17 protein-coding genes are annotated in these 20,924 nt (G+C 48.0%); 8 read left to right on the top strand and 9 right to left on the bottom strand.

Annotation, left to right across the window (positions count from 1 at the left end; genetic code table 11):
- The first annotated feature begins 6 nt into the window (after nt 1–6).
- Both aceF and lpdA read left to right on the top strand, forming a co-directional pair.
- The gene (gene aceF, locus AKJ31_RS08675) at nt 7–1,914 is read left to right on the top strand and encodes a pyruvate dehydrogenase complex dihydrolipoyllysine-residue acetyltransferase (protein WP_053408711.1); all 1,908 of its coding nucleotides are present in this window, start codon (nt 7–9) and stop codon (nt 1,912–1,914) included.
- Between the two features lie 268 nt (nt 1,915–2,182).
- On the top strand, nt 2,183–3,613 hold the full coding sequence (gene lpdA / locus AKJ31_RS08670; protein WP_053408710.1) for a dihydrolipoyl dehydrogenase: 1,431 nt from the start codon (nt 2,183–2,185) through the stop codon (nt 3,611–3,613).
- 141 nt (nt 3,614–3,754) lie between these two features.
- Here the strand turns inward: lpdA and AKJ31_RS08665 are convergent, their stop codons facing one another.
- Complete coding sequence (locus AKJ31_RS08665) at nt 3,755–4,369, bottom strand: LuxR/HapR/OpaR family quorum-sensing transcriptional regulator (protein WP_053408709.1); 615 nt, start codon at nt 4,367–4,369, stop codon at nt 3,755–3,757.
- Between the two features lie 297 nt (nt 4,370–4,666).
- Here AKJ31_RS08665 and hpt point away from each other — a divergent pair, with 297 nt between their 5' ends.
- Nucleotides 4,667–5,197 carry a hypoxanthine phosphoribosyltransferase gene (gene hpt / locus AKJ31_RS08660; protein WP_053408708.1) on the top strand — a complete coding sequence of 177 codons (531 nt, stop codon included), beginning with the start codon at nt 4,667–4,669 and terminating at the stop codon, nt 5,195–5,197.
- A gap of 49 nt (nt 5,198–5,246) precedes the next feature.
- Here hpt and can read toward each other — a convergent pair whose 3' ends face one another.
- Nucleotides 5,247–5,915 carry a carbonate dehydratase gene (gene can, locus AKJ31_RS08655; protein ID WP_053408707.1) on the bottom strand — a complete coding sequence of 223 codons (669 nt, stop codon included), beginning with the start codon at nt 5,913–5,915 and terminating at the stop codon, nt 5,247–5,249.
- A 282-nt stretch (nt 5,916–6,197) separates the two neighbouring features.
- Between can and AKJ31_RS08650 the strand changes: the two genes are divergently transcribed.
- From AKJ31_RS08650 to AKJ31_RS08640, 3 genes are all read left to right on the top strand, one after another.
- Nucleotides 6,198–7,868 carry a SulP family inorganic anion transporter gene (locus AKJ31_RS08650; protein ID WP_053408706.1) on the top strand — a complete coding sequence of 557 codons (1,671 nt, stop codon included), beginning with the start codon at nt 6,198–6,200 and terminating at the stop codon, nt 7,866–7,868.
- Nucleotides 7,869–8,063: 195 nt separating this feature from the next.
- A complete protein-coding gene (locus AKJ31_RS08645) occupies nt 8,064–8,978 on the top strand; it encodes an ABC transporter ATP-binding protein (RefSeq protein WP_053408705.1) in 915 nt (304 codons plus the stop codon).
- Nucleotides 8,979–9,749, top strand: a complete 771-nt coding sequence (locus tag AKJ31_RS08640) for an ABC transporter permease (protein ID WP_053408704.1) — start codon at nt 8,979–8,981, stop codon at nt 9,747–9,749.
- A gap of 54 nt (nt 9,750–9,803) precedes the next feature.
- On the opposite strand, the gene panC is transcribed toward AKJ31_RS08640, so the two are convergent.
- The 7 genes from panC to sfsA all read right to left on the bottom strand — a co-directional run bounded on the left by panC (nt 9,804) and on the right by sfsA (nt 15,735).
- On the bottom strand, nt 9,804–10,706 hold the full coding sequence (gene panC / locus AKJ31_RS08635) for a pantoate--beta-alanine ligase (RefSeq protein ID WP_053408703.1): 903 nt from the start codon (nt 10,704–10,706) through the stop codon (nt 9,804–9,806).
- A 13-nt stretch (nt 10,707–10,719) separates the two neighbouring features.
- Nucleotides 10,720–11,514 carry a 3-methyl-2-oxobutanoate hydroxymethyltransferase gene (gene panB, locus AKJ31_RS08630; RefSeq protein ID WP_053408702.1) on the bottom strand — a complete coding sequence of 265 codons (795 nt, stop codon included), beginning with the start codon at nt 11,512–11,514 and terminating at the stop codon, nt 10,720–10,722.
- A gap of 23 nt (nt 11,515–11,537) precedes the next feature.
- Nucleotides 11,538–12,023 (bottom strand): 2-amino-4-hydroxy-6-hydroxymethyldihydropteridine diphosphokinase, encoded by a 486-nt coding sequence (gene folK, locus AKJ31_RS08625; RefSeq protein ID WP_053408701.1) that lies wholly within the window; start codon nt 12,021–12,023, stop codon nt 11,538–11,540.
- Nucleotides 12,020–13,387 (bottom strand): polynucleotide adenylyltransferase PcnB, encoded by a 1,368-nt coding sequence (pcnB, locus tag AKJ31_RS08620; RefSeq protein ID WP_053408700.1) that lies wholly within the window; start codon nt 13,385–13,387, stop codon nt 12,020–12,022. Before pcnB ends, folK begins: the two co-directional genes overlap by 4 nt.
- Nucleotides 13,388–13,472: 85 nt before the next feature.
- Nucleotides 13,473–14,363, bottom strand: a complete 891-nt coding sequence (gene gluQRS, locus AKJ31_RS08615) for a tRNA glutamyl-Q(34) synthetase GluQRS (RefSeq protein WP_053408699.1) — start codon at nt 14,361–14,363, stop codon at nt 13,473–13,475.
- 72 nt (nt 14,364–14,435) lie between these two features.
- Nucleotides 14,436–14,882 (bottom strand): RNA polymerase-binding protein DksA, encoded by a 447-nt coding sequence (gene dksA / locus AKJ31_RS08610; RefSeq protein ID WP_053408698.1) that lies wholly within the window; start codon nt 14,880–14,882, stop codon nt 14,436–14,438.
- A 139-nt stretch (nt 14,883–15,021) separates the two neighbouring features.
- The gene (sfsA, locus tag AKJ31_RS08605; protein WP_053408697.1) at nt 15,022–15,735 is read right to left on the bottom strand and encodes a DNA/RNA nuclease SfsA; all 714 of its coding nucleotides are present in this window, start codon (nt 15,733–15,735) and stop codon (nt 15,022–15,024) included.
- Nucleotides 15,736–15,789: 54 nt separating this feature from the next.
- Here sfsA and hrpB point away from each other — a divergent pair, with 54 nt between their 5' ends.
- Nucleotides 15,790–18,249 (top strand): ATP-dependent helicase HrpB, encoded by a 2,460-nt coding sequence (gene hrpB, locus AKJ31_RS08600; RefSeq protein ID WP_053408839.1) that lies wholly within the window; start codon nt 15,790–15,792, stop codon nt 18,247–18,249.
- Nucleotides 18,246–20,621: a penicillin-binding protein 1B gene (gene mrcB / locus AKJ31_RS08595; RefSeq protein ID WP_053408696.1), complete on the top strand. Its 2,376-nt coding sequence runs from the start codon at nt 18,246–18,248 to the stop codon at nt 20,619–20,621. Before hrpB ends, mrcB begins: the two co-directional genes overlap by 4 nt.
- The last annotated feature ends 303 nt before the right edge of the window (nt 20,622–20,924 follow it).

The raw sequence follows: 20,924 nt of genomic DNA, 5'->3' as shown, positions 1-20,924 counted from the left end.
TAAGAAATGGCAATCGAAATTAATGTACCAGACATCGGTGCGGATGAGGTTGAAGTTACTGAGATTCTTGTAAGCGTTGGCGACAAGGTTGAAGAAGAACAGTCTCTGATCACTGTTGAAGGCGATAAAGCTTCTATGGAAGTGCCTGCTTCTCAAGCGGGTATCGTTAAAGAAATCAAAGTTGCAGAAGGCGACAAGGTTTCTACTGGTTCTCTAATCATGATTTTCGAAGCCGAAGGTGCAGCAGACGCTGCACCTGCTCCTGCGGCAGAAGCGGCTTCAGCAGCGGCTCCAGCTCCAGCAGCAGCGGCAGAACTGAAAGAAGTTCACGTACCAGACATCGGTGGTGACGAAGTTGAAGTTACTGAAATCATGGTAGCAATCGGCGACAGCATCGAAGAAGAGCAATCTCTTATCACTGTAGAAGGCGACAAAGCTTCTATGGAAGTTCCTGCCCCATTCGCTGGTACGCTTAAAGAGATCAAAGTAGCAGCAGGTGATAAAGTATCGACTGGCTCTCTAATCATGGTATTCGAAACTGCAGGTTCAGGTGCTCCAGCAGCTCCTACAGCAGTAGAAGCTCCAGCGGCAGCAGCTCCAGCAGCGTCTGCGGCAAAAGAAGTTAACGTTCCAGATATCGGTGGCGACGAAGTAGAAGTTACTGAAATCATGGTTGCAGTTGGCGACACAGTGGAAGAAGAGCAATCTCTAATCACTGTAGAAGGCGACAAAGCTTCTATGGAAGTTCCTGCACCATTCGCTGGTACAGTTAAAGAAATCAAGATTGCAGCTGGCGACAAAGTGTCTACTGGTTCACTAATCATGATTTTCTCTACAACGGAAGGCGAAGTAGCGGGCGCAGCACCTGCTCCGGCTGCGGCTCCAGCTCAAGCAGCAGCACCTGCAGCGGCAGCGGCAGCTCCTAAAGCAGAAGCTCCAGCGGCAGCAGCTCCAGCAGCGACTGGCGATTTCAAAGAGAACGATGAGTACGCTCACGCGTCTCCAGTTGTTCGTCGTCTAGCTCGTGAGTTCGGCGTAAACCTTTCTAAGGTTAAAGGTTCTGGTCGTAAGAGCCGTATCCTGAAAGAAGACGTTCAGAACTACGTGAAAGAAGCGCTTAAGCGTCTTGAATCTGGTGCTGCAGCATCTGGCAAAGGCGACGGTGCAGCTCTTGGTCTACTACCATGGCCAAAAGTGGACTTCAGCAAGTTCGGTGAGACAGAAGTTCAACCGCTATCTCGCATTAAGAAGATCTCTGGTGCCAACCTACACCGTAACTGGGTAATGATCCCGCACGTTACACAGTGGGATAACGCAGACATCACGGCTCTTGAAGCATTCCGTAAAGAGCAAAACGCGATTGAAGCGAAGAAAGACACTGGCATGAAGATCACTCCACTAGTATTCATCATGAAAGCGGCGGCTAAAGCACTTGAAGCGTTCCCTGCGTTCAACTCTTCTCTATCAGAAGACGGTGAGAGCCTAATTCTGAAGAAATACGTGAACATCGGTATCGCAGTAGATACGCCAAACGGTCTAGTTGTTCCTGTATTTAAAGACGTGAACAAGAAAGGCATCTACGAGCTATCTGAAGAGCTAATGGCTGTTTCTAAGAAAGCACGTGCAGGCAAGCTAACTGCTGCTGACATGCAAGGTGGCTGTTTCACTATCTCTAGCCTAGGTGGTATCGGCGGTACGGCGTTTACTCCAATCGTAAACGCGCCAGAAGTTGGTATCCTAGGTGTGTCTAAGTCAGAGATGAAACCTGTATGGAACGGTAAAGAGTTCGAACCGCGTCTACAACTTCCACTGTCTCTATCATACGACCACCGTGTGATCGATGGTGCTGAAGGTGCGCGCTTCATCACTTACCTAAACGCATGTCTATCTGACATTCGTCGTCTAGTTCTTTAATAGAAGTTAGATGAATGAGAGGCGGCAATTTAGCCGCCTCTGCTAATAATAACTACCGGACAATTTGGTTATCGCCCTTACTCACTACAGGGTTTTCACAATCGAATTGTTGTCTAGCTCACAGGCTAAATTGATTTACTTTTCACACCATTAACATCTCTGTAAACTGTTGGCGGTCTGAAAATAACTGTTTAAAACGAATAACTCTTAAACATATAAAATCGATACCCACTCAGCCTGTTAGGGATAATGACTACAAGAGGTCAAAATGAGCAAAGAAATTAAAGCCCAAGTTGTTGTACTTGGTTCTGGTCCTGCTGGTTACTCCGCTGCCTTCCGTTGTGCAGACTTAGGTCTTGAAACTGTACTTGTTGAACGTTACAGCACTCTAGGTGGTGTATGTCTAAACGTGGGTTGTATCCCATCAAAAGCACTTCTGCACGTTTCTAAAGTTATCGAAGAAGCGAAAGCGATGGCTGAGCACGGCGTTGTATTCGGCGAACCGCAAACAGACATCAACAAGATCCGTATCTGGAAAGAAAAAGTTGTTAACCAACTAACTGGTGGTCTTGGCGGTATGGCTAAGATGCGTAACGTAACAGTGGTTAATGGTTACGGTAAGTTCACTGGCCCTAACTCTATCCTTGTTGAAGGTGAAGGCGAGTCAACTGTGGTTAACTTCGACAACGCGATCATTGCAGCTGGTTCTCGTCCAATCAAACTGCCATTTATCCCGCATGAAGACCCACGTATTTGGGATTCTACTGACGCTCTTGAACTGAAAGAAGTGCCAGAAAAACTGCTTATCATGGGTGGTGGTATCATCGGTCTAGAAATGGGTACGGTTTACCACTCTCTAGGTTCTAAAGTTGAAGTTGTTGAGATGTTTGACCAGGTTATCCCTGCAGCAGACAAAGATATCGTTAAGGTTTACACCAAGCGTATCAAAGACAAGTTCAAGCTAATGCTGGAAACAAAAGTAACAGCTGTTGAAGCGAAAGAAGACGGTATCTACGTTTCAATGGAAGGCAAGAAAGCACCTGCTGAAGCAGAGCGCTACGATGCTGTTCTAGTTGCTATCGGTCGTGTACCAAACGGCAAACTTATCGATGGTGAAAAAGCGGGTCTAGAAATTGACGAGCGCGGCTTCATCAACGTTGACAAGCAAATGCGTACTAACGTTCCTCACATCTTCGCGATCGGTGATGTCGTTGGTCAACCAATGCTTGCTCACAAAGGTGTGCATGAAGGTCACGTAGCGGCTGAAGTTATCTCTGGTAAGAAGCACTACTTTGACCCTAAAGTTATTCCTTCAATCGCGTACACTGAGCCAGAAGTGGCTTGGGTTGGTAAGACTGAGAAAGAAGCGAAAGAAGAAGGCATCAAGTACGAAGTGGCAACATTCCCTTGGGCAGCATCAGGTCGTGCAATCGCATCTGACTGTGCAGACGGTATGACTAAGCTAATCTTCGACAAAGAAACTCATCGCGTAATCGGTGGTGCTATCGTTGGTACTAACGGTGGTGAACTACTAGGCGAAATCGGTCTTGCGATCGAGATGGGTTGTGATGCAGAAGATATCGCTCTAACTATTCACGCTCACCCAACTCTACACGAGTCTGTGGGTCTAGCTGCTGAAGTATTTGAAGGTTCTATCACTGACCTTCCAAACAAAAAAGCAGTTAAGAAGAAAAAGTAATTTTTCTTAAAGCTTGAAGAAAACCGCTGACAAGTTCAGCGGTTTTTTTATATCTGGGTCAGTCTGATAAGCCTAGGTATATTCAGGCAATAAAAAAGGCCGATGTTTACCATCAGCCTTGTGTGCTATTGCTTCTTGATCTTAGTGATCACGGTTGTAGATGCATAACATGTCTAGGTAGCTCTGTGTCAGAGTTGCTAGAGCATCAGGATTTTTGATGCGGTTAGCTTGTACGAACAGTGAGTAGCAGATGCCGTGGAACAGCGTTGCCAGATCCGCGGGATCATGCTGGTCACACACTTCACCACGCTCAATCGCTTTGATGAACATGTTCTGTACCAATAACTGATTCGTACGGTTGGTTGTAACAAACAGCGGCCAAACTTCATCGCGAGTTGACGCACTCCACTCAAACCATACTTTCAACCAATGACAGTCATTCACCACAAGCTCAACCATCGCCGATGTTAGGTTAGCGAGGTTCTCCTTTGCGTGCATATCGAGATCGATGTTGTCCGAAAGAAAGTTAGAAAACTGGCGAACTACGTAGTTAAGTACGTCATCAACCAAATCTTCGCGAGTTGGGAAGTAGTTAAATACTGTTGCGACTGAAACTTGAGCAATTTCAGCGATATCCGCATGACCACCACGACCGATACCTCGGCGAGCAAACACTTCTAATGAGATTTCCATCAGTTGTTGTTTTCTCTTTTGAGGAGACAGGCGCGTACGAGGCCTTTTAGCTATAGAGTCCATTTCAATTTCCTTGCCAAGTGAGTTGGTTGGGCTTTGCCCTATTTAGTATTTTATTATTTGCTTAAAAGCATAATGAGTGTAATGGTGCATATGCGGAAGGTCAATGTTTTCAGGTTACTTTATAACCATAATTGTTAATATACGTGTGGTATGTCATATGGTTTAAGTTGTCGTTGCTGAATTTCTGAGGGTTGAGACTTTTTCCTTGCTCTTATGCAGTGTTAAACTACGCGCTCAAAACCATCAACGAGTATCTACACTGTAGGTACTGGTTAAAACGCGATAAACGAGATTAGTATGAAACATACAGTAGAAGTAATGATTTCTGAGCAAGAGGTTCAGGAACGTGTACGTGAACTTGGTAAGCAAATTACTGCTCGATACAAAGGCAGTGACGATTTAGTTCTGGTTGGCCTGTTACGCGGTTCATTTGTATTCTTGGCGGACTTAGCACGTAATATCGAACTGACTCATCAAATCGATTTCATGACTGCTTCTAGCTACGGCAATACTATGGAAAGCTCGCGTGACGTTCGTATCCTGAAAGACCTTCATGATGACATCAAAGGTAAAGATGTGGTGATTGTTGAAGACATCATCGATACAGGTAACACACTGAATAAGATCCGTGAAATCTTGTCACTACGTGAACCAAAGTCTATCGCGATTTGTACTCTGCTTGATAAACCGTCACGTCGTGAAGTGGAAGTTCCGGTTGATTGGATTGGTTTTTCAATCCCTGATGAATTTGTGGTTGGTGTGGGTATCGACTACGCACAAAAATACCGCCACCTACCGTTTATCGGTAAAGTTGTTCCTCAGGAATAAGCTACAAAAACGCCCACATCATGTGGGCGCTTTTTCTAGTGGGCTGCGCTTAGCGACACAGCAGCTTATGTTCTGGGTTAAGGATCTCTTCCATCGCTTTTTGGTAAGAGGTATCTAGGCTGTTACGAGAATTAGATCGCACGCCCAAATACTCCAGTTTTCCATCGCCAATACCATAAACCACACCGTGTAGCTCTACGTCTTGGCCGCGCTCCCAAGCATTTTGCATAATTGTCGAGTTGCCGAGGTTATAGACCTGTTCAGCAACGTTTAGCTCGCCTAATTTGTCAGCGCGATCCGCCAATGGCATTTGGTCTAAGTAGCTACGGTGCTTGAAGTATAGATCACGGATGTGTAACAACCAGTTGTTGATCAAGCCTAGCTGCGGATTGTCGATAGCAGCGTTAACACCGCCACAACCATAGTGACCACACACAATGATGTGTTTCACTTTGAGTACGTCGACTGCGTATTGCACCACAGACAAACAGTTCAAATCGGTATGAATTACTTGGTTAGCCACGTTGCGGTGGACAAACAATTCGCCAGAGTAAAGACCCGTCAGACGTTCAGCTGGTACGCGACTATCTGAGCACCCGATCCATAAAAATCCTGGGTTTTGGCCTTCTTCCAACTTGGCAAAATATTCAGGTCGTTCAGCTTTGATCGACTCAGACCACTTAGAGTTATTTTCAAATAGCTGTTTAATTTCCGGCATCTTGTTAGTAATCCTTAAAAAATACTTGTATTACTATACACAATGTTACAATTTCGTTCTCGCAATAAATGAGCAAACTAGCACTCATCTGACTAGTTCGAGGGCTAAAAAACATAAACTTAGTAGACATCCTAACTAATTGTTATAACGGATAACCGATCGTTGACCGTTAATACTTATCTCAGTTAGGTAATATTTGTTAAAATTCGGTTTATATCTGCAATTCAGTGCAGTTCGGCGCATATCGCGTCAATTTGGTGAGTTCTATTGTGGAGTTGAGTTGTGTTCGGAAGTCGTTTTGATGATATCAACCTCAAAGGGGATGTATTTGGTGGTGTCACCACCGCGATTATCTCTTTGCCGCTTGCACTAGCATTTGGTGTTGCTTCAGGCGCTGGAGCGGAAGCGGGTTTATGGGGCGCGATAATGGTGGGCTTGTTTGCCTCGCTGTTTGGCGGTTCCAATACCCTTATTTCAGAGCCGACCGGTCCTATGACGGTGATCATGACCGCAGTACTAACCAGTATGGTGGCGAAGTACCCAGAAAGTGGTATAGCTATGACGTTCACCGTGGTGATGATGGCGGGCGCGTTCCAGATCTTGATTGGTACGCTTAAGCTAGGAAAATACATCACTTTGATGCCATATAGCGTGATATCCGGCTTTATGTCGGGAATCGGCGTTATCTTGATTATCTTGCAGTTATCACCACTACTTGGTCACGCTGCACCCGCGGGTGGTGTGGTTGGTACCTTGACCGCGTTGCCGGATACCGTGGCCAATATGAAGTTCAGCGAGTTATTTCTTGGCGCGCTGACACTGGGCATCCTGTTCTTTTTCCCTCAACAGTATCGCAAGTATGTCCCAGCTCAGTTGGTTGCGTTGGTCGCGGTTACGCTGCTGTCGGTAATCCTATTTGATTCTGAGTCCATTCGCCGTATTGGTGAGATCCCGGCAGGCTTGCCAAGCTTGGTTGTTCCACATATCAACGCGGAAATGTTTACCGAGATGGTGATTGACGCCTTGGTACTTGGTACGTTGGGATGTATCGATACGCTTTTGACCGCAGTCATTGGTGACTCTCTGACGCGTAAAGAACACGACTCCGACAAAGAACTGCGCGGTCAAGGTTTAGCGAACATGATTTCGGGTCTGTTCGGTGCGTTGCCAGGTGCGGGGGCGACCATGGGAACGGTAACCAATATTCAGGTTGGTGCGCGTTCGCCGTTGTCTGGGGTAATTCGCGCGCTGGTATTAGCGTTGGTGGTACTGGTCGCAGGCGGTTTGACCGAACCTATCCCAATGGCGGTGCTGGCGGGTATTGCTGTCTATGTTGGCTTTAACATTCTGGATTGGAGTTTTATCCAGCGAGCACACAAAGTCAGCGTGCAGGGCATGGTGATCATGTACGGCGTGATGTTATTGACGGTGTTTGTTGACCTGATCGTCGCGGTCGGCCTTGGGGTCTTTATCTCTAACGTTATCGTGATTGAGCGTCTTAGCCGTGAACAGGCACGCCAAGTCAAAGCGATCAGTGACGCCGATGACGATGACGTGCCGCTAACTGACAGTGAAAGGGCGTTACTCGATAGAGCAAGAAGTAAGGTACTGTTCTTCTATCTGTCAGGGCCGATGATTTTCAGTGTATCGAAAGCGATCTCTCGTCAGCACACTAGTATTTCGGATTACGAAGTGATGATCCTTGATTTAACCGACGTGCCGATGATTGATGTCACTGTTGGTCTGGCGCTAGAAAACGCCATCAAAGACGCGCTTGATGCAAACTGTCAGGTCTACTTATTGTGTCCAAACGAAAACACTCGTCAGCAACTGGAAAAATTCCACGTTGTCGACCTCGTACCGAATGACAACGTGTATAAGTTTAGGTATGAAGCGCTGAAAGCCGCGATCAAACACGTAGATAGCGACGAGCAACAATACCAAGCCGTTTAAGCTTATTACCGCTTAGTTTTACTACTGCGCCTCAGCTTTGCTGGGGCGTTTTATTATCCGCGATTTATCGCGAAGATGATCTTTGCGAGAAGTGAAATATCAATATTTCTAAAAAAATGGAAAGGTTTAATTGTAATCAACTTTGCCTAACGATAGACTAATCGCCATTCACGACTCAGCACAATAAGAAAGAGTATGTACGCACTAGAAATTGAACAGCTCCGCAAAACTTATGCCGGCGGTTTTGAAGCGCTAAAAGGAGTGAGCTTAAACGTTGAAAAAGGAGATTTCTACGCTTTGCTAGGCCCTAACGGGGCAGGTAAGTCGACCACGATCGGAGTGATTTCTTCGTTGGTGAACAAAACTTCGGGCAAGGTAACCGTGTTTGGTCATGACATCGATAAAGAACTGGAATTGGCGAAGCAGAATCTCGGTCTCGTGCCACAAGAATTCAACTTTAACCAGTTTGAAACGGTTGAGCAGATCGTTCTGCAGCAAGCGGGTTACTACGGTGTGCCTAAGCCTCTTGCGAAACAAAGAGCAGAAAAGTATCTTAAAAAGCTCGATCTTTGGGAAAAACGTAGCGAACGTTCAAGAAATCTATCCGGCGGTATGAAGCGTCGATTGATGATCGCGCGTGCCTTGATGCATGAGCCACAATTGCTGATCCTTGATGAACCTACTGCTGGGGTCGATATCGAACTGCGCCGCTCAATGTGGCAGTTCCTCAAAGAGATCAACCAGCAGGGGATTACCATTATTCTCACCACTCACTACCTAGAAGAAGCTGAAATGCTGTGTCGCAACATCGGCATCATCAACAAAGGTGAGTTGATTGAAAACACCACGATGAAGAACCTGCTCAGTAAGCTGCAAGTCGAAACCTTTATCCTCGACCTAGAAGACGGCTCACCGGAACCAACTTTAGAAGGTGTGGTTGCGCAGAAAATGGATTCAGGATCGCTGGAGATCGAAATCGAGAAGACCAAAGGTCTAAATGACATTTTTGCTCAACTCAGCGAGCAGGGCATTAGAGTTCTGTCGATGCGTAACAAAGCCAACCGTTTAGAAGAGTTGTTCGTCAGTATTGTCAGAGAGGGGAGCAAGTAGATGTACCGTTTGTATTGGACTGCATTTTGTAGCCTATTAAATAAAGAAGTCACTCGCTTTACCCGTATCTGGGTGCAGACCTTAGTTCCGCCAGCGATCACTATGACGCTCTATTTCATTATTTTCGGTAACCTGATTGGTTCGCGAATCGGTGAAATGAACGGCTTTAGCTACATGGAATACATCGTTCCGGGCCTTATCATGATGTCGGTGATCACCAACTCGTACTCGAACGTGGCTTCGTCGTTTTTCAGCGCTAAGCTGCAGAAAAACATTGAAGAATTGTTAGTGGCACCAGTGCCAAATTACGTGATCATTGCGGGCTACGTGATGGGTGGGGTGACGCGTGGCCTATTGGTTGGCGCGATCGTTACCTGTGTGTCGTTATTGTTTGTTGACCTGCAAGTGGAACACTGGGGCATTATTGTGGCGACGGTGTTTATGACGTCGGTCGTGTTTGCTCTAGGCGGGCTTATTAACGCGGTTTACGCCAAAACGTTTGACGATATCTCGATTATTCCGACCTTCGTGTTAACGCCATTGACCTATCTCGGTGGGGTGTTTTACTCGATCAGTTTGTTGCCTGAGTTCTGGCAAGGTGTGTCGAAAATCAACCCGATTGTGTACATGGTGAACGCGTTCCGTTACGGTTTTCTCGGGGTTTCAGACGTGGGTATCGTTACCTCGTTTGGCGTGCTAGGTGTATTTGTTATCGCTCTTTACGCAATTGCGCACTACTTGGTTACCCGCGGGATTGGCCTTCGTTCATAAGCGCGGCAGAATTAAAAAGGGTTGGCATTGCCAACCCTTTTTTGTCTCTCAGACTTATTCGCTGGTTTCAGCATCGGCTGAACTGCTGTCTTCATCTTTCGATTCAACCGTCATTTCAACCACTTGATTGTCGATCAGACGGGCTTTACCCAAGAAAGCAGACATTAGGATCACCGCTTGAGTCGTCTCTGTGGTGATCGCTTGCAGGGTACGCGCATCACGGATAAAGATTTCATCCGGATGTAAACCCGCTGCTCTTAGCTGGTCGCTTGCGTCTTCAATGATCGAATCGTAATCATCGCGGCCGCCGCGCATTGCACTGCTGATCCATCGCATGGTGCGAGCCAATACAGGCGCGCGTTGACGCTCATCCAGAGTCAGCAGACCATTACGAGAACTCATCGCCAAACCGTCCATTTCACGCACGGTTGGCACTCCAATGATTTCGATATCCATCGCTAGGTCTTCAGTCATCTTGCGAATAATCGCGAGTTGCTGGAAGTCTTTCTCACCGAAGCAAGCCACATCTGGTTGAACGATGTTAAACAGCTTTGTCACAATCGTAGAGACACCACGGAAGTGACCCGGACGAGACGCCCCTTCCAAGATGCCCGATAATACTGGCACTTCAACGTAGGTCTGTTTGTCCAAACCTTCTGGGTACATGATTTCTGGTGTCGGGGTAAACACTAGCTCAACCGCTTCGCCGCTCAACTTCGCCAGATCGTCTTCCAACGTGCGTGGGTAGTTATTGAGATCGTCAGCACGGTCAAACTGCATTGGGTTGACAAAGATGCTTACCACCACGACGTCGGCGTGCTCGCGTGCTTTACGTACCAGCGTCAGGTGACCTTCGTGCAAGTTACCCATAGTCGGTACAAAAGCGATCTTACGACCGTCACGCTTGTACTGTTTTATTTGCTCGCGAAGCGCGGCAATGTCAGCAAAAGTCTGCATGATAACTAGCTCCTCAGGCAATAGTATGGGATTCGTCTGGGAAAGCGCCGCTTTCGACATCCGCTTTATACTTAGCAACAGCTTTGCGCATATCACCAGTTTCCGCTAGGAAATCTTTTGAGAACTTAGGCATGTAGTTAGCTGAGATGCCGAACATATCGTGCATCACGAGAATTTGACCGTCGGTGACGTTACCCGCGCCGATACCGATGACCGGTACATCACACACTTCGGTAATGCGCGCCGCGAGTTCTTGCGGAACACACTCCAGCAGAATGATCTGCGCGCCGGCTTCTTGTAGCGCCAGAGCGTCACGTACCATACGGTCTGCTTTGTCTTGCTCACGACCTTGAACTTTGAAGCCGCCGAAAATGTTCACCGATTGCGGTGTTAGGCCTAAGTGGGCACAGACAGGGACTGCGCGCTCCGTCAGCATTTTTACTGTGTCGACTAACCAGTCGCCACCTTCAATTTTTACCATGTTTGCGCCAGCACGCATAAGTTGAGCGGCGCTTTCACAAGCTTGCTCTGGCGTCGCGTAGCTCATAAATGGCATGTCAGCCATCAGCAAACAGTTTGGGCTACCTGCTCGAACGCAGCGTGTATGGTAAGCAATATCTTCTACAGTGACAGGCAATGTGTCACGGGTTCCTTGTAGAACCATGCCTAAAGAGTCTCCGACTAAAAGAACCGGCATTTCCTGGCTCTCAAACAGCTGGGCAAAACTCGCATCATAAGCGGTAGAAGTAGCAAATTTACGACCTTCCTGCTTCCATTTCATTAGGTCGTTTATGGTAATTTTTTTCATGATTTTTCCTTTTAAGGAGTTGGCTATGATTGCCAAATATTCAGGCCATTCTTATCTACGACAGTTAACAAGTCTTCTAGCCTGCTCCCGCATGGGAGGGTTAAATTTGGTGCGATTTCCGCGAGCGGGTAGAGCACAAATTCACGCTCTTTCATTCCATAGTGGGGAACGATAAGACGCTCGGAATCGATCACCTCATTGCCGTAAAGAATGATATCGAGATCTAAGGTTCTTGGGCCCCAGCGTTCTTCTTTACGGACGCGCCCTTGCTCTAACTCGATCGCTTGGGTGCAGTCGAGCAGTTCAAGTGGCGTTAATTCTGTTTTGATTTCGACCACGGCGTTAATGTAATCCGGTTGGTCTTGCGGTCCCATTGGCGTGCTGCTGTAAAGGCTCGAGCTCTTCACAAATTCCGATTTCGGAAGTTTGCGCAGTGCTTGGATCGCATTTTTGGCCTGACCAACGGGATCGGCAAGGTTACTCCCTACCGCAATAAATACCGTGATCATGATGTCGCCTTAGGCTTATTTTTACGGAAGTTTTTACGACGACGTTTTTTCGGTGCGCCGGAGCTCGGAGAGCCACCATCAACATCCGCTACCATCGCTTGACGCATGTTGCGCCCTGCTGATTGGAATGTGTTCCACCATTTCGCGAGTGCGGCTGTTTCGCCACCTTCGATTTCGCCGCGCATTTCGAGGAAATCAAAGCCCGCACGGAACTTGTTGAGTTCCATTAAGCGGAACGCTCGTTTGCCGTTACGACGAGGCATACGCAACTGCAACTGCCAGATTTCGCGGATCGTCGCGGTGTGACGGCGTGGAATCGCGATAGTACGGACTTGTTCGTCCAGTACGTGGTTGCTCGCTTCCATAATTGCGTCGTAGTACGACAGGTCGCGTTTTTCCATCAACCACTCGGCTTTCGCTTGCAGTGGGTACCAAAGCATCGCCGCAAACATAAACGCTGGGTTGATGCGCTTGCCTTCTTCAATGCGCTGGTCAGTCGCATCCAGAACCAGATCTAACATCTGTTCGGTGTGCGACGAGTAATCTTCGGTAAAGAACTCAGAGATAGTCGGGAACAGCTGCTGGAACAAGTTGTATTCGCGCATCAGGTGGTAGGTTTCTAAACCGTGACCCGATTGCAGCATTTTCAGAGACTCTTCGTAGAGACGCGCTGGTGGAATATCTCTCAGCAACGTTGCCATCTCTTCGATTGGCGCCGCCGTATCTTCTTCGATATCGAAGTCGAGTTTCACCGCAAAGCGAACCGCACGCAGCATACGCACAGGATCTTCGCGGTAACGTGTTTCTGGATCACCGATCAGACGTACCAATTTGTCGTCTAGGTCTTCCATGCCGCGTGCGTAGTCGTGGATGGAGTAGTCGGCAATGCTGTAGTACATCGAGTTTACGGTGAAGTCACGACGCTCGGCATCTTCATCGATACTGCCGTAAACATTGTCACGCAGCAGCATGCCTTCTTTGGATTGCTGAGCGACGTTTTTGCTCGGCTCTTGGTGGTGACCACGGAAGGTCGCCACTTCGATGATGTCGCGGCCAAACATGATGTGAGCGAGACGGAAACGGCGGCCGATCAGGCGACAGTTTTTAAACAACTGACGAATTTGCTCAGGGGTGGCATTGGTCGCGATATCGAAATCTTTCGGCTGCTGACCAAGGAGCAGGTCACGTACCCCGCCGCCGACGAGGTATGCGTCAAAGCCTGCACCATGAAGTCTGTATAGCACCTTCAATGCATTATCGCTGATTTGCTTGCGAGAGATATTATGCTCTTGGCGAGTTATGACATTCAGAGCTAGCTCTGGATAACTGTTTGTTTCGCTTGGTGTATAGTCGTTTTTATTCATGTGCTTCTGGCAATAATGTGGTGAAAACCAACCTTGCTTCAGGCTAATTTGTGCCTATTAGGGCGAATTTGCGGCTAATAATAGCTTACAGAGAGCTGTTTGAGAATCGCGGTGTGATTTCGATCGAGTCTGATAGTTGCTTTATCTGCCATGTTTTTACTCCCCAAGCGATGATTTCTGAAATATCTGATTGCTCGATATCGGTGCTCATTGCAAAACCAAGGAAGCGCATCGCGTCCAGTAATGCAGGCTTTGGATTCGAGTTATCGATCGCCGGGGCGTGATTCTGTTTGGACAATTTGTGTCCGTTGCTATCGAGTGCCAGTGGCAAGTGCAGATAGCTGACAGGCGTTTGCCCAAGCATGTTATACAAGCTTATCTGCCGGCCTGTTGGTTCAATAAGGTCCGCGCCACGTACGACCTCGGTGATGCCTTGGTCGATATCGTCCAATACTACCGCAAGGTTGTACGCATATAACCCATCTCTGCGTTTTATAATGAAATCTTCATCTGCCAGAGCTTTTGGTATGGTGAGTTGGCCGTGTTTGCGGTCATCAAAGTGATATACCGGGTGAGTCATCTTCAATCGAATCGCGCAGTGTGAGCTGTTGTTCAAGCCTAAATCGCGGCAAGTACCAGTATAAAAGCCACCGCTAGCTTTAATCTGCTTGCGAGTACATTGGCAGTAATACGCCTGACCGGACGCCAACCAAGCGTCAATTTGTTCTTGATACAGGCCGTGTCGCTGGCTTTGGTAGACCACTTCGCCGTCCCAATGCAGTTGATACGCATCTAGGGTGTTGAGAATCAAGGATGACGCGCCTGGCATTTCCCGTGGTGGGTCTAAGTCTTCGATGCGCACCAACCATTTGCCATTGTTCGCTTTGGCTTGAAAGTAGCTGCCTAGTGCGGCGACTAAAGAACCAAAATGAAGTGGACCTGAAGGGGATGGGGCAAAGCGACCAATGTAACTCATAACGATTTCGTGTTTCTCTTTAAACCAAAAAGGGAGCCAAAGCTCCCTTTCTCAATACAGACAATCTGGTGATTAACCTTGCATCTGTTTCTCTTTGATCTCTGCAAGTGTTTTACAGTCGATACAAAGGTCAGCAGTAGGACGCGCCTCTAGACGGCGAATACCAATTTCGATACCACAAGATTCACAGAAGCCGAAATCGTCGTCTTCGATTTTATCTAGGGTTTTCTCGATCTTCTTGATTAGGCGACGCTCACGGTCACGGTTACGAAGTTCAAGGCTAAATTCTTCTTCCTGCGAAGCACGGTCAACTGGATCTGGGAAATTTGCTGCTTCGTCCTGCATATGGTGAACAGTACGTTCGACTTCTTCCCTGAGCTGGTTACGCCAAGCTGTCAAAATTTTTGTAAAATGAGCCATTTGCTCAGGTGACATGTACTCTTCACCTGGTTTTTCCTGATATGGCTCAACCCCTGCAATGGCTAGGATGCCTAGCGCTTTTTTCTTTGATTCTGGCATGCAGCATCTCCTACTAACACCTAGTCAACTGCACTCAGCAGTTAATTTTAAGGCGGGTATCTATAGCAAAAAGAACTAATCGAGGCAAACTCTGAATTGTAAACTTGTTGTCAATGTGAAGACGACATCACTTTTATCGTTAATCGATAAATTCTATCGCTTTCACTAGCCTCATTTCAGTGTCGGAAAGTTCTGCTTTATAGCAGAGTACTTCCACCCCTTGTTCCAGTGCCGTTTTCAGTAATTGTGAATATTTCGCGTCTATATGGTGCGCGGCAGATACTTTTTCAATGCCCGAGTGTAAAACAGTGAATAAAAGTACGGCTCTGTCACCATTTTGTCTCACTTCTGAGAGTTCTCGTAGGTGCTTTTGTCCACGAGTCGTCACAGCGTCGGGGAAATATCCCTGTCCCTCGACGTGATCATCCAAAAGGGTGACGCTTTTAACTTCTATATAACAGTTTGGTCGGCTTTTTGAGTTGAGCAAGATATCAATCCGGCTATTTTCACTGCCATATTTAACTTCTGTTTGAAGTTGATCATATCCTTGCAACTCTTCAATCACGCCTGACTCTATCGCTTCGACCGCAAGTTGGTTTGCGCGCGCAGTATTTATGCAGATTTTATGACCAGCGGCCGTTTCACTCAGTTCCCAACTGTTTGGATACTTGCGCTTTGGATTGTCTGAGGTGGAGTACCACACGGTATTCCCTGCGTCGGCACACCCGGTCATCGCCCCGGTATTTGCGCAATGAATGGTGCGTTCACTGCCGTCAGGCAAAGTAATGTCAGCCAAAAAGCGTTTATAGCGTTTAACAAGCGTAGCGGCTTCTAATCTAGGTTCAAACTTCATTTAATACTGGATTTATGTACAATGTTTGCATCATTACACCACAAGGTTTTTACATTGTCACAATTGCCGATTGAAGGCGTGATGCCAGAGCTGCTTTCTGCTGTCCGCTCCGCTAGCCAGGTTGTGCTCAAAGCCGCACCTGGCGCCGGTAAATCTACTCACTTCCCGCTAAAGCTCGTCGAACAGGGTATCGTCAGCGGCAAAATCATCATGCTTGAACCAAGGCGCTTGGCCGCGCGCAATATTGCCCGCTATCTAGCGCAGCAGTTGGGCGAGCCTGTCGGTGAGCGAATCGGTTACCGAGTTCGTGGGGAAACGAAAGTCAGTGCTAAGACCAAACTAGAAATTGTGACCGAAGGAATTCTCACGAGAATGCTGCAGTCTGACCCTGAGCTACAAGGTGTAGAGCTGGTTATTTTTGATGAATTCCATGAACGTAGCATCCACGCTGACACTGCGTTAGCGTTTTGTCTCGAGATCCAAGATGCCTTACGTGACGATTTAAAGTTGGTGGTGATGTCTGCCACTTTAGACCAGCGTGCGCTATGTCAGTTACTACCTGAGGCGCAATACATTGAATCAAACGGGCGTAGTTTTCCGGTGGAGTTTCGTTATCAGCCGTTGAAAACCAATGAACGGTTTGAAGAAAGCATGAGCCGTCAGATCGAAAGCCTAATGACAAAAGAAAGCGGCTCTTTGCTGGCCTTTCTACCTGGCGTTGCGGCGATTAAGCGCGTTCAAGATCGACTCACCCATCTATCTGCCGACATTCAAGTGTGTCCTTTATACGGGCAGTTGAGTTTTGCCGAACAACAAGCGGCCATCCAGCCTGCGCCAGCGGGTAAAAGAAAAGTGGTGCTTGCCACCAACATTGCCGAGACTTCCTTGACCATCGAAGGAATTCGTTTGGTGGTCGATTCTGGCTTGGAGCGAGTGGCGAAGTTTGACCTGAAAAGTGGTGTAACACGTTTAGAGCAGGTGCGTATCGCACAATCTTCTGCCGAACAAAGAGCAGGGCGAGCAGGACGTATCGAACCGGGTATTTGTTTGCGCCTTTTTAGTGAAAGCCAACTCAAACAACAAGTTGAAGTGCCTGAGGCAGAAATTCTTCATTCGGATTTGGCAAGCTTGGCGTTGGAACTCGCGCAGTGGGGCGCTCAAGATGCCAACGAGCTTAAATGGTTAGATACCCCGCCAAGCAGCGCACTGAACCAAGCGCGTTCACTGCTGATTGCGCTTAATCTGATGGATAACCAGCTTCAGTTAACCTCGGCGGGTAAGCTCGCCGCTGAGCTGGGCGTCGAACCGCGCAGTGCCGCGATACTGGCTGGCGCGAAAAGTGGTGTATACGCGAGTACGGCGGCATTGGTTGTTGCACTACTCGAAGAACCGGAACGACACATCGTCGATTTTACCCATAGTGTCCACCGCGCGATCCACTCAAAGCACAGCAAACAGAAAGTGGTACAACAACGCGCGCAGATACTGAGTAAAAAGCTCGCTGCATCGTTTTCCCTGAGTGACGTCGATGAAGGGTTAGTTCCCGTCTTGCTGGCGATGGGCTTTCCTGACCGTATCGCGCAGCGACGCGGAAATCAGCAAGGACGTTTTTTACTGGCTAACGGCCACGGTGCGGAAATCGCTGCCGAGGAGAAACTTGCCGCAAGCGATTATCTGGTCGCTGTCGACTTGATGCGCAGCAAGTCAGATTCATCGATGATTTATCAGGCGGCCGAACTTGACATCGCCAGTTTGCAGCAGCACTGCCCAAATCTGTTTGTCGAACAAGAAGTGGTGGATTGGGATGAAGCGAAAGGCCGATTGGTTGCCGAGCGCCAGATGAGCATTGGTCGTCTGGTGGTCTCAAGGCAGTCGCTGCCTGAACCGTCTAGCGAAAAAATGACCGAAGCTTTACTCAATTTCATTCGCCGCAAAGGGCTTTCGGTATTAAATTGGACAACGCATAGCCTTGAAACACTCGAGCGCCTGCGTTGCGCAAAAGATTGGTTACCTGAGTATGACTGGCCGAGTCTGGATGACGACGCGCTGGTGGACAATTTAACCCTATGGCTTGAGCCTTATTTAAACGGGATCAACTCCGTGAAAGGGCTGAGCAAGGTCGAGCTTAACCAAGCTTTGATGGCGTACATTGGTTGGCCGCTCAACCAAGAGATCGACCAGTGGTTACCGACGCATTATCAGGTGCCGACCGGATCAAATAAAAAGATCCGTTATCAACAAGGGCAGGAACCTATTTTATCTGTCCGCATGCAAGAGGTCTTTGGTGAGCAGAGCTCTCCGACGATTGCACAAGGAAGAAAAACATTGGTGTTGGAGCTATTGTCTCCGGCGCAACGACCGCTGCAGGTGACTCGTGACCTCGCCAGTTTCTGGAGCGGCGCTTACAAGGAAGTGCAAAAAGAGATGAAAGGCCGCTATCCCAAGCATGTTTGGCCAGACGATCCTGCTAGCCATGTGGCTACTAACAAGACTAAGCGACAGTTGAATTCATGACCAAAAAAACGACCACAACGGGCAATAAAACGAAGAAAGCGACAACCGCTAAAAAGCCCGCTCGTAAACGTACGACCAAATCGCCAAAACGTTCACCAAACAAGTCTAACCAACGTGTGTGGTTGAAGAAGCTTTGGAGTATCGGCTGGAAAGTCGGATTGGCTGGCTTCGCAATTTTATTGTTTGTCGGTATTTACCTAGACAGCGTCGTTCGCCAGCGCTTCGATGGGCAACTGTTCTCGCTACCAACCGTGGTGTATGCAAGGATTCTAAACCTTGCTCCGGGCGATTCGATTTCCATTCAGGAAGTGCGCAATGAGCTCGACGTTTTGAACTACCGTAAAGTACGTCAGCCGCGCTACGCTGGTGAATACTCTTCGTCGTCGAGTAAGATTGAGCTTATCCGTCGTCCGTTTGAGTTTACCGATGGCCCTGAACCTGACCGTCGTATCATGCTGCACTTTAACCAAAGTGGTTTGCAGCGTATCCAGTCGTTGGATAAGAAAGGTGACTTAGGCTATTTGCGAATTGAGCCTAAGATGTTGGGCATGTTAGAGAAGAATCAGGATGAGCAGCGTCTGTTCTTGCGCCGCGACCAATTCCCAGAAGTGATGGTTGATGCTTTGCTGGTCACCGAAGACCGCGATTTTTATCAACACGATGGCGTATCGCCGTTTGCGATTGCCCGCGCCATGGTGGCAAACGTCAAGGCCGGACGCACTGTCCAAGGCGGCAGCACCTTGACCCAGCAATTAGCTAAAAACTTGTTCCTATCCAGTGACCGCACCTTGTGGCGTAAGCTCCGTGAAGCCTACATTGCGCTGATTTTGGATTATCGATACAGCAAAGACCGTATTCTCGAAGCTTACTTAAACGAAGTCTACTTAGGCCAGAGCCGCGGTGAAGCGATTCATGGATTTGGTTTGGCGTCGCGCTTGTATTTTGGTCAGCCGGTGCAAGAGCTGCGCATCGACCAACTTGCGTTACTGGTCGGAATGGTGAAAGGCCCGTCTTATTACAACCCGGTGCGTTACCCTGAACGTGCGAGAGAACGTCGTGATTTAGTTCTGCGTCTGATGATGCAGCAAAACTTGCTTACTGCAAGTGAGTATGACATGGCGGCGAGTCGTCCGCTGGATATTCAAGATAACCCGCAAATTGCCAGTAGGCAGCCAGCCTATTTCCAGCAGCTGCAGATCGAATTGAAAGAGAAAGTGGGCGAAGCGTTTCAGGCTGAGAAAGGACTGAGAGTCTTCACCTCGCTCGATCCGGTATCACAACAAGAGTTGGAAAATGCCATCGCGAAGAAAATCCCGGAACTGAGTAAAGTCGCGGGTAAATCGTTGGAAGGCGCGGCGATCGCTGTAGACCGACACTCGGGTGAAATCCGCGCTATGGTTGGTGGTAAGCGTACGGGTTATGATGGATTTAACCGTGCATTGAATGCTAGCCGCCAAATCGGTTCGCTAGTCAAGCCAGCGGTGTACTTGACAGCATTGGAGCAGCCAGAAAAATACAACCTAGCGACGACACTGCAAGATAAACCTATTAGTTTGAAAGGCAGCCAAGGTTCGGTTTGGTCCCCGCGCAACTACGACCGTAAATACCGTGGTGACGTGCCACTGTATCTGGCATTGGCGAAATCTTACAACGTACCAACGGTTCAATTGGGTGTGCAGCTTGGTATTCCAAATGTAATGAATACCTTGGAAAAACTCGGTGTGGATCGCAGTGAGATCAAACCAGTACCGTCAATGTTATTGGGATCTTTTACCCTAACACCGTTCCAAGTTGCGCAGATGTATCAAACCATCACCAACTCAGGGCGCAAAGCCGAGTTATCAGCGTTACGTTCAGTCGTTGACCTAGAGGGCAACGTCCTGTATCAATCGTTACCTAAAGTTCATCAAAGTGTTGATCAACAAGCGGCTTGGCTCACGACTTACGCGATGAAACGCGGCGTGCTTGAAGGCACCGGACGTTACCTCAATCAACAATTTGGTTGGGCAGCACTGGCGGGTAAAACCGGCACCAGCAATGATACCCGTGATAGCTGGTTTGTCGGCGTGGACGGCCGTGAGGTGACGACGATTTGGTTGGGTCGTGATGACAATAAGTCGACCAAGTTGACTGGCGCGAGTGGTGCCCTGAGAGTCTATGCCGATTATCTCAAGCATCGAATCCCAGAAAAACTAACCCTACCTTGGCCAAAAGGGATCAGTACGGTGGGCTTTAAGCAATCAAGCCAAGGTGAATTAGCCTTGAGTTGTCATAGCTCATTTAAGTTGCCAGTTTGGGATATCAATGGGGAGTTTAAGCAGCACTGTGAGAACCAACCCGTTGAGTGGATAAAGAAACTGTTTACTTGGTAAAGCGAGTCAAAAGAATCAGCGCGTGAAACAGGTGTGTATCGGCACTAGGGCGTGTTGACCTTTCGAGATGATTTTGCAGCAGTTTGTGGATTCTTTATACAAGGCAGAGGCTTTGAAATGTAGTTACTCTACCTGATAAGCCGATAACGCAGTAGAAAGGAGCCACAAACGCTGCCCAAAGGGTTCGGCTAAAAGCGTTTTACTCTTTGTTGAGAGGTATTTTGCTTAGAATACTAGGCGGCAAACCTCTCGCCGCGATTAAAACGCTTTTATCTCGAACAAAATTTAACCACGAAAGGTCAA

Source organism: Vibrio hepatarius, from assembly GCF_001274785.1.
GTDB lineage: Bacteria > Pseudomonadota > Gammaproteobacteria > Enterobacterales > Vibrionaceae > Vibrio > Vibrio hepatarius.
This window is presented reverse-complemented; position numbering and strand designations above follow the sequence as displayed.

What these genes read in the sequence shown, in the direction of transcription:
- lpdA (WP_053408710.1), top strand. Translation starts at nt 2,183, where the DNA reads ATGAGCAAAGAAATTAAAGCCCAAGTTGTTGTACTTGGTTCTGGTCCT.
- mrcB (WP_053408696.1), top strand. Translation starts at nt 18,246, where the DNA reads ATGACCAAAAAAACGACCACAACGGGCAATAAAACGAAGAAAGCGACA.
- panC (WP_053408703.1), bottom strand. Translation starts at nt 10,706, where the DNA reads ATGCAGACTTTTGCTGACATTGCCGCGCTTCGCGAGCAAATAAAACAG.
- aceF (WP_053408711.1), top strand. Translation starts at nt 7, where the DNA reads ATGGCAATCGAAATTAATGTACCAGACATCGGTGCGGATGAGGTTGAA.
- AKJ31_RS08665 (WP_053408709.1), bottom strand. Translation starts at nt 4,369, where the DNA reads ATGGACTCTATAGCTAAAAGGCCTCGTACGCGCCTGTCTCCTCAAAAG.
- AKJ31_RS08640 (WP_053408704.1), top strand. Translation starts at nt 8,979, where the DNA reads ATGTACCGTTTGTATTGGACTGCATTTTGTAGCCTATTAAATAAAGAA.
- dksA (WP_053408698.1), bottom strand. Translation starts at nt 14,882, where the DNA reads ATGCCAGAATCAAAGAAAAAAGCGCTAGGCATCCTAGCCATTGCAGGG.
- panB (WP_053408702.1), bottom strand. Translation starts at nt 11,514, where the DNA reads ATGAAAAAAATTACCATAAACGACCTAATGAAATGGAAGCAGGAAGGT.
- folK (WP_053408701.1), bottom strand. Translation starts at nt 12,023, where the DNA reads ATGATCACGGTATTTATTGCGGTAGGGAGTAACCTTGCCGATCCCGTT.
- can (WP_053408707.1), bottom strand. Translation starts at nt 5,915, where the DNA reads ATGCCGGAAATTAAACAGCTATTTGAAAATAACTCTAAGTGGTCTGAG.
- AKJ31_RS08645 (WP_053408705.1), top strand. Translation starts at nt 8,064, where the DNA reads ATGTACGCACTAGAAATTGAACAGCTCCGCAAAACTTATGCCGGCGGT.
- sfsA (WP_053408697.1), bottom strand. Translation starts at nt 15,735, where the DNA reads ATGAAGTTTGAACCTAGATTAGAAGCCGCTACGCTTGTTAAACGCTAT.
- gluQRS (WP_053408699.1), bottom strand. Translation starts at nt 14,363, where the DNA reads ATGAGTTACATTGGTCGCTTTGCCCCATCCCCTTCAGGTCCACTTCAT.
- pcnB (WP_053408700.1), bottom strand. Translation starts at nt 13,387, where the DNA reads ATGAATAAAAACGACTATACACCAAGCGAAACAAACAGTTATCCAGAG.
- hpt (WP_053408708.1), top strand. Translation starts at nt 4,667, where the DNA reads ATGAAACATACAGTAGAAGTAATGATTTCTGAGCAAGAGGTTCAGGAA.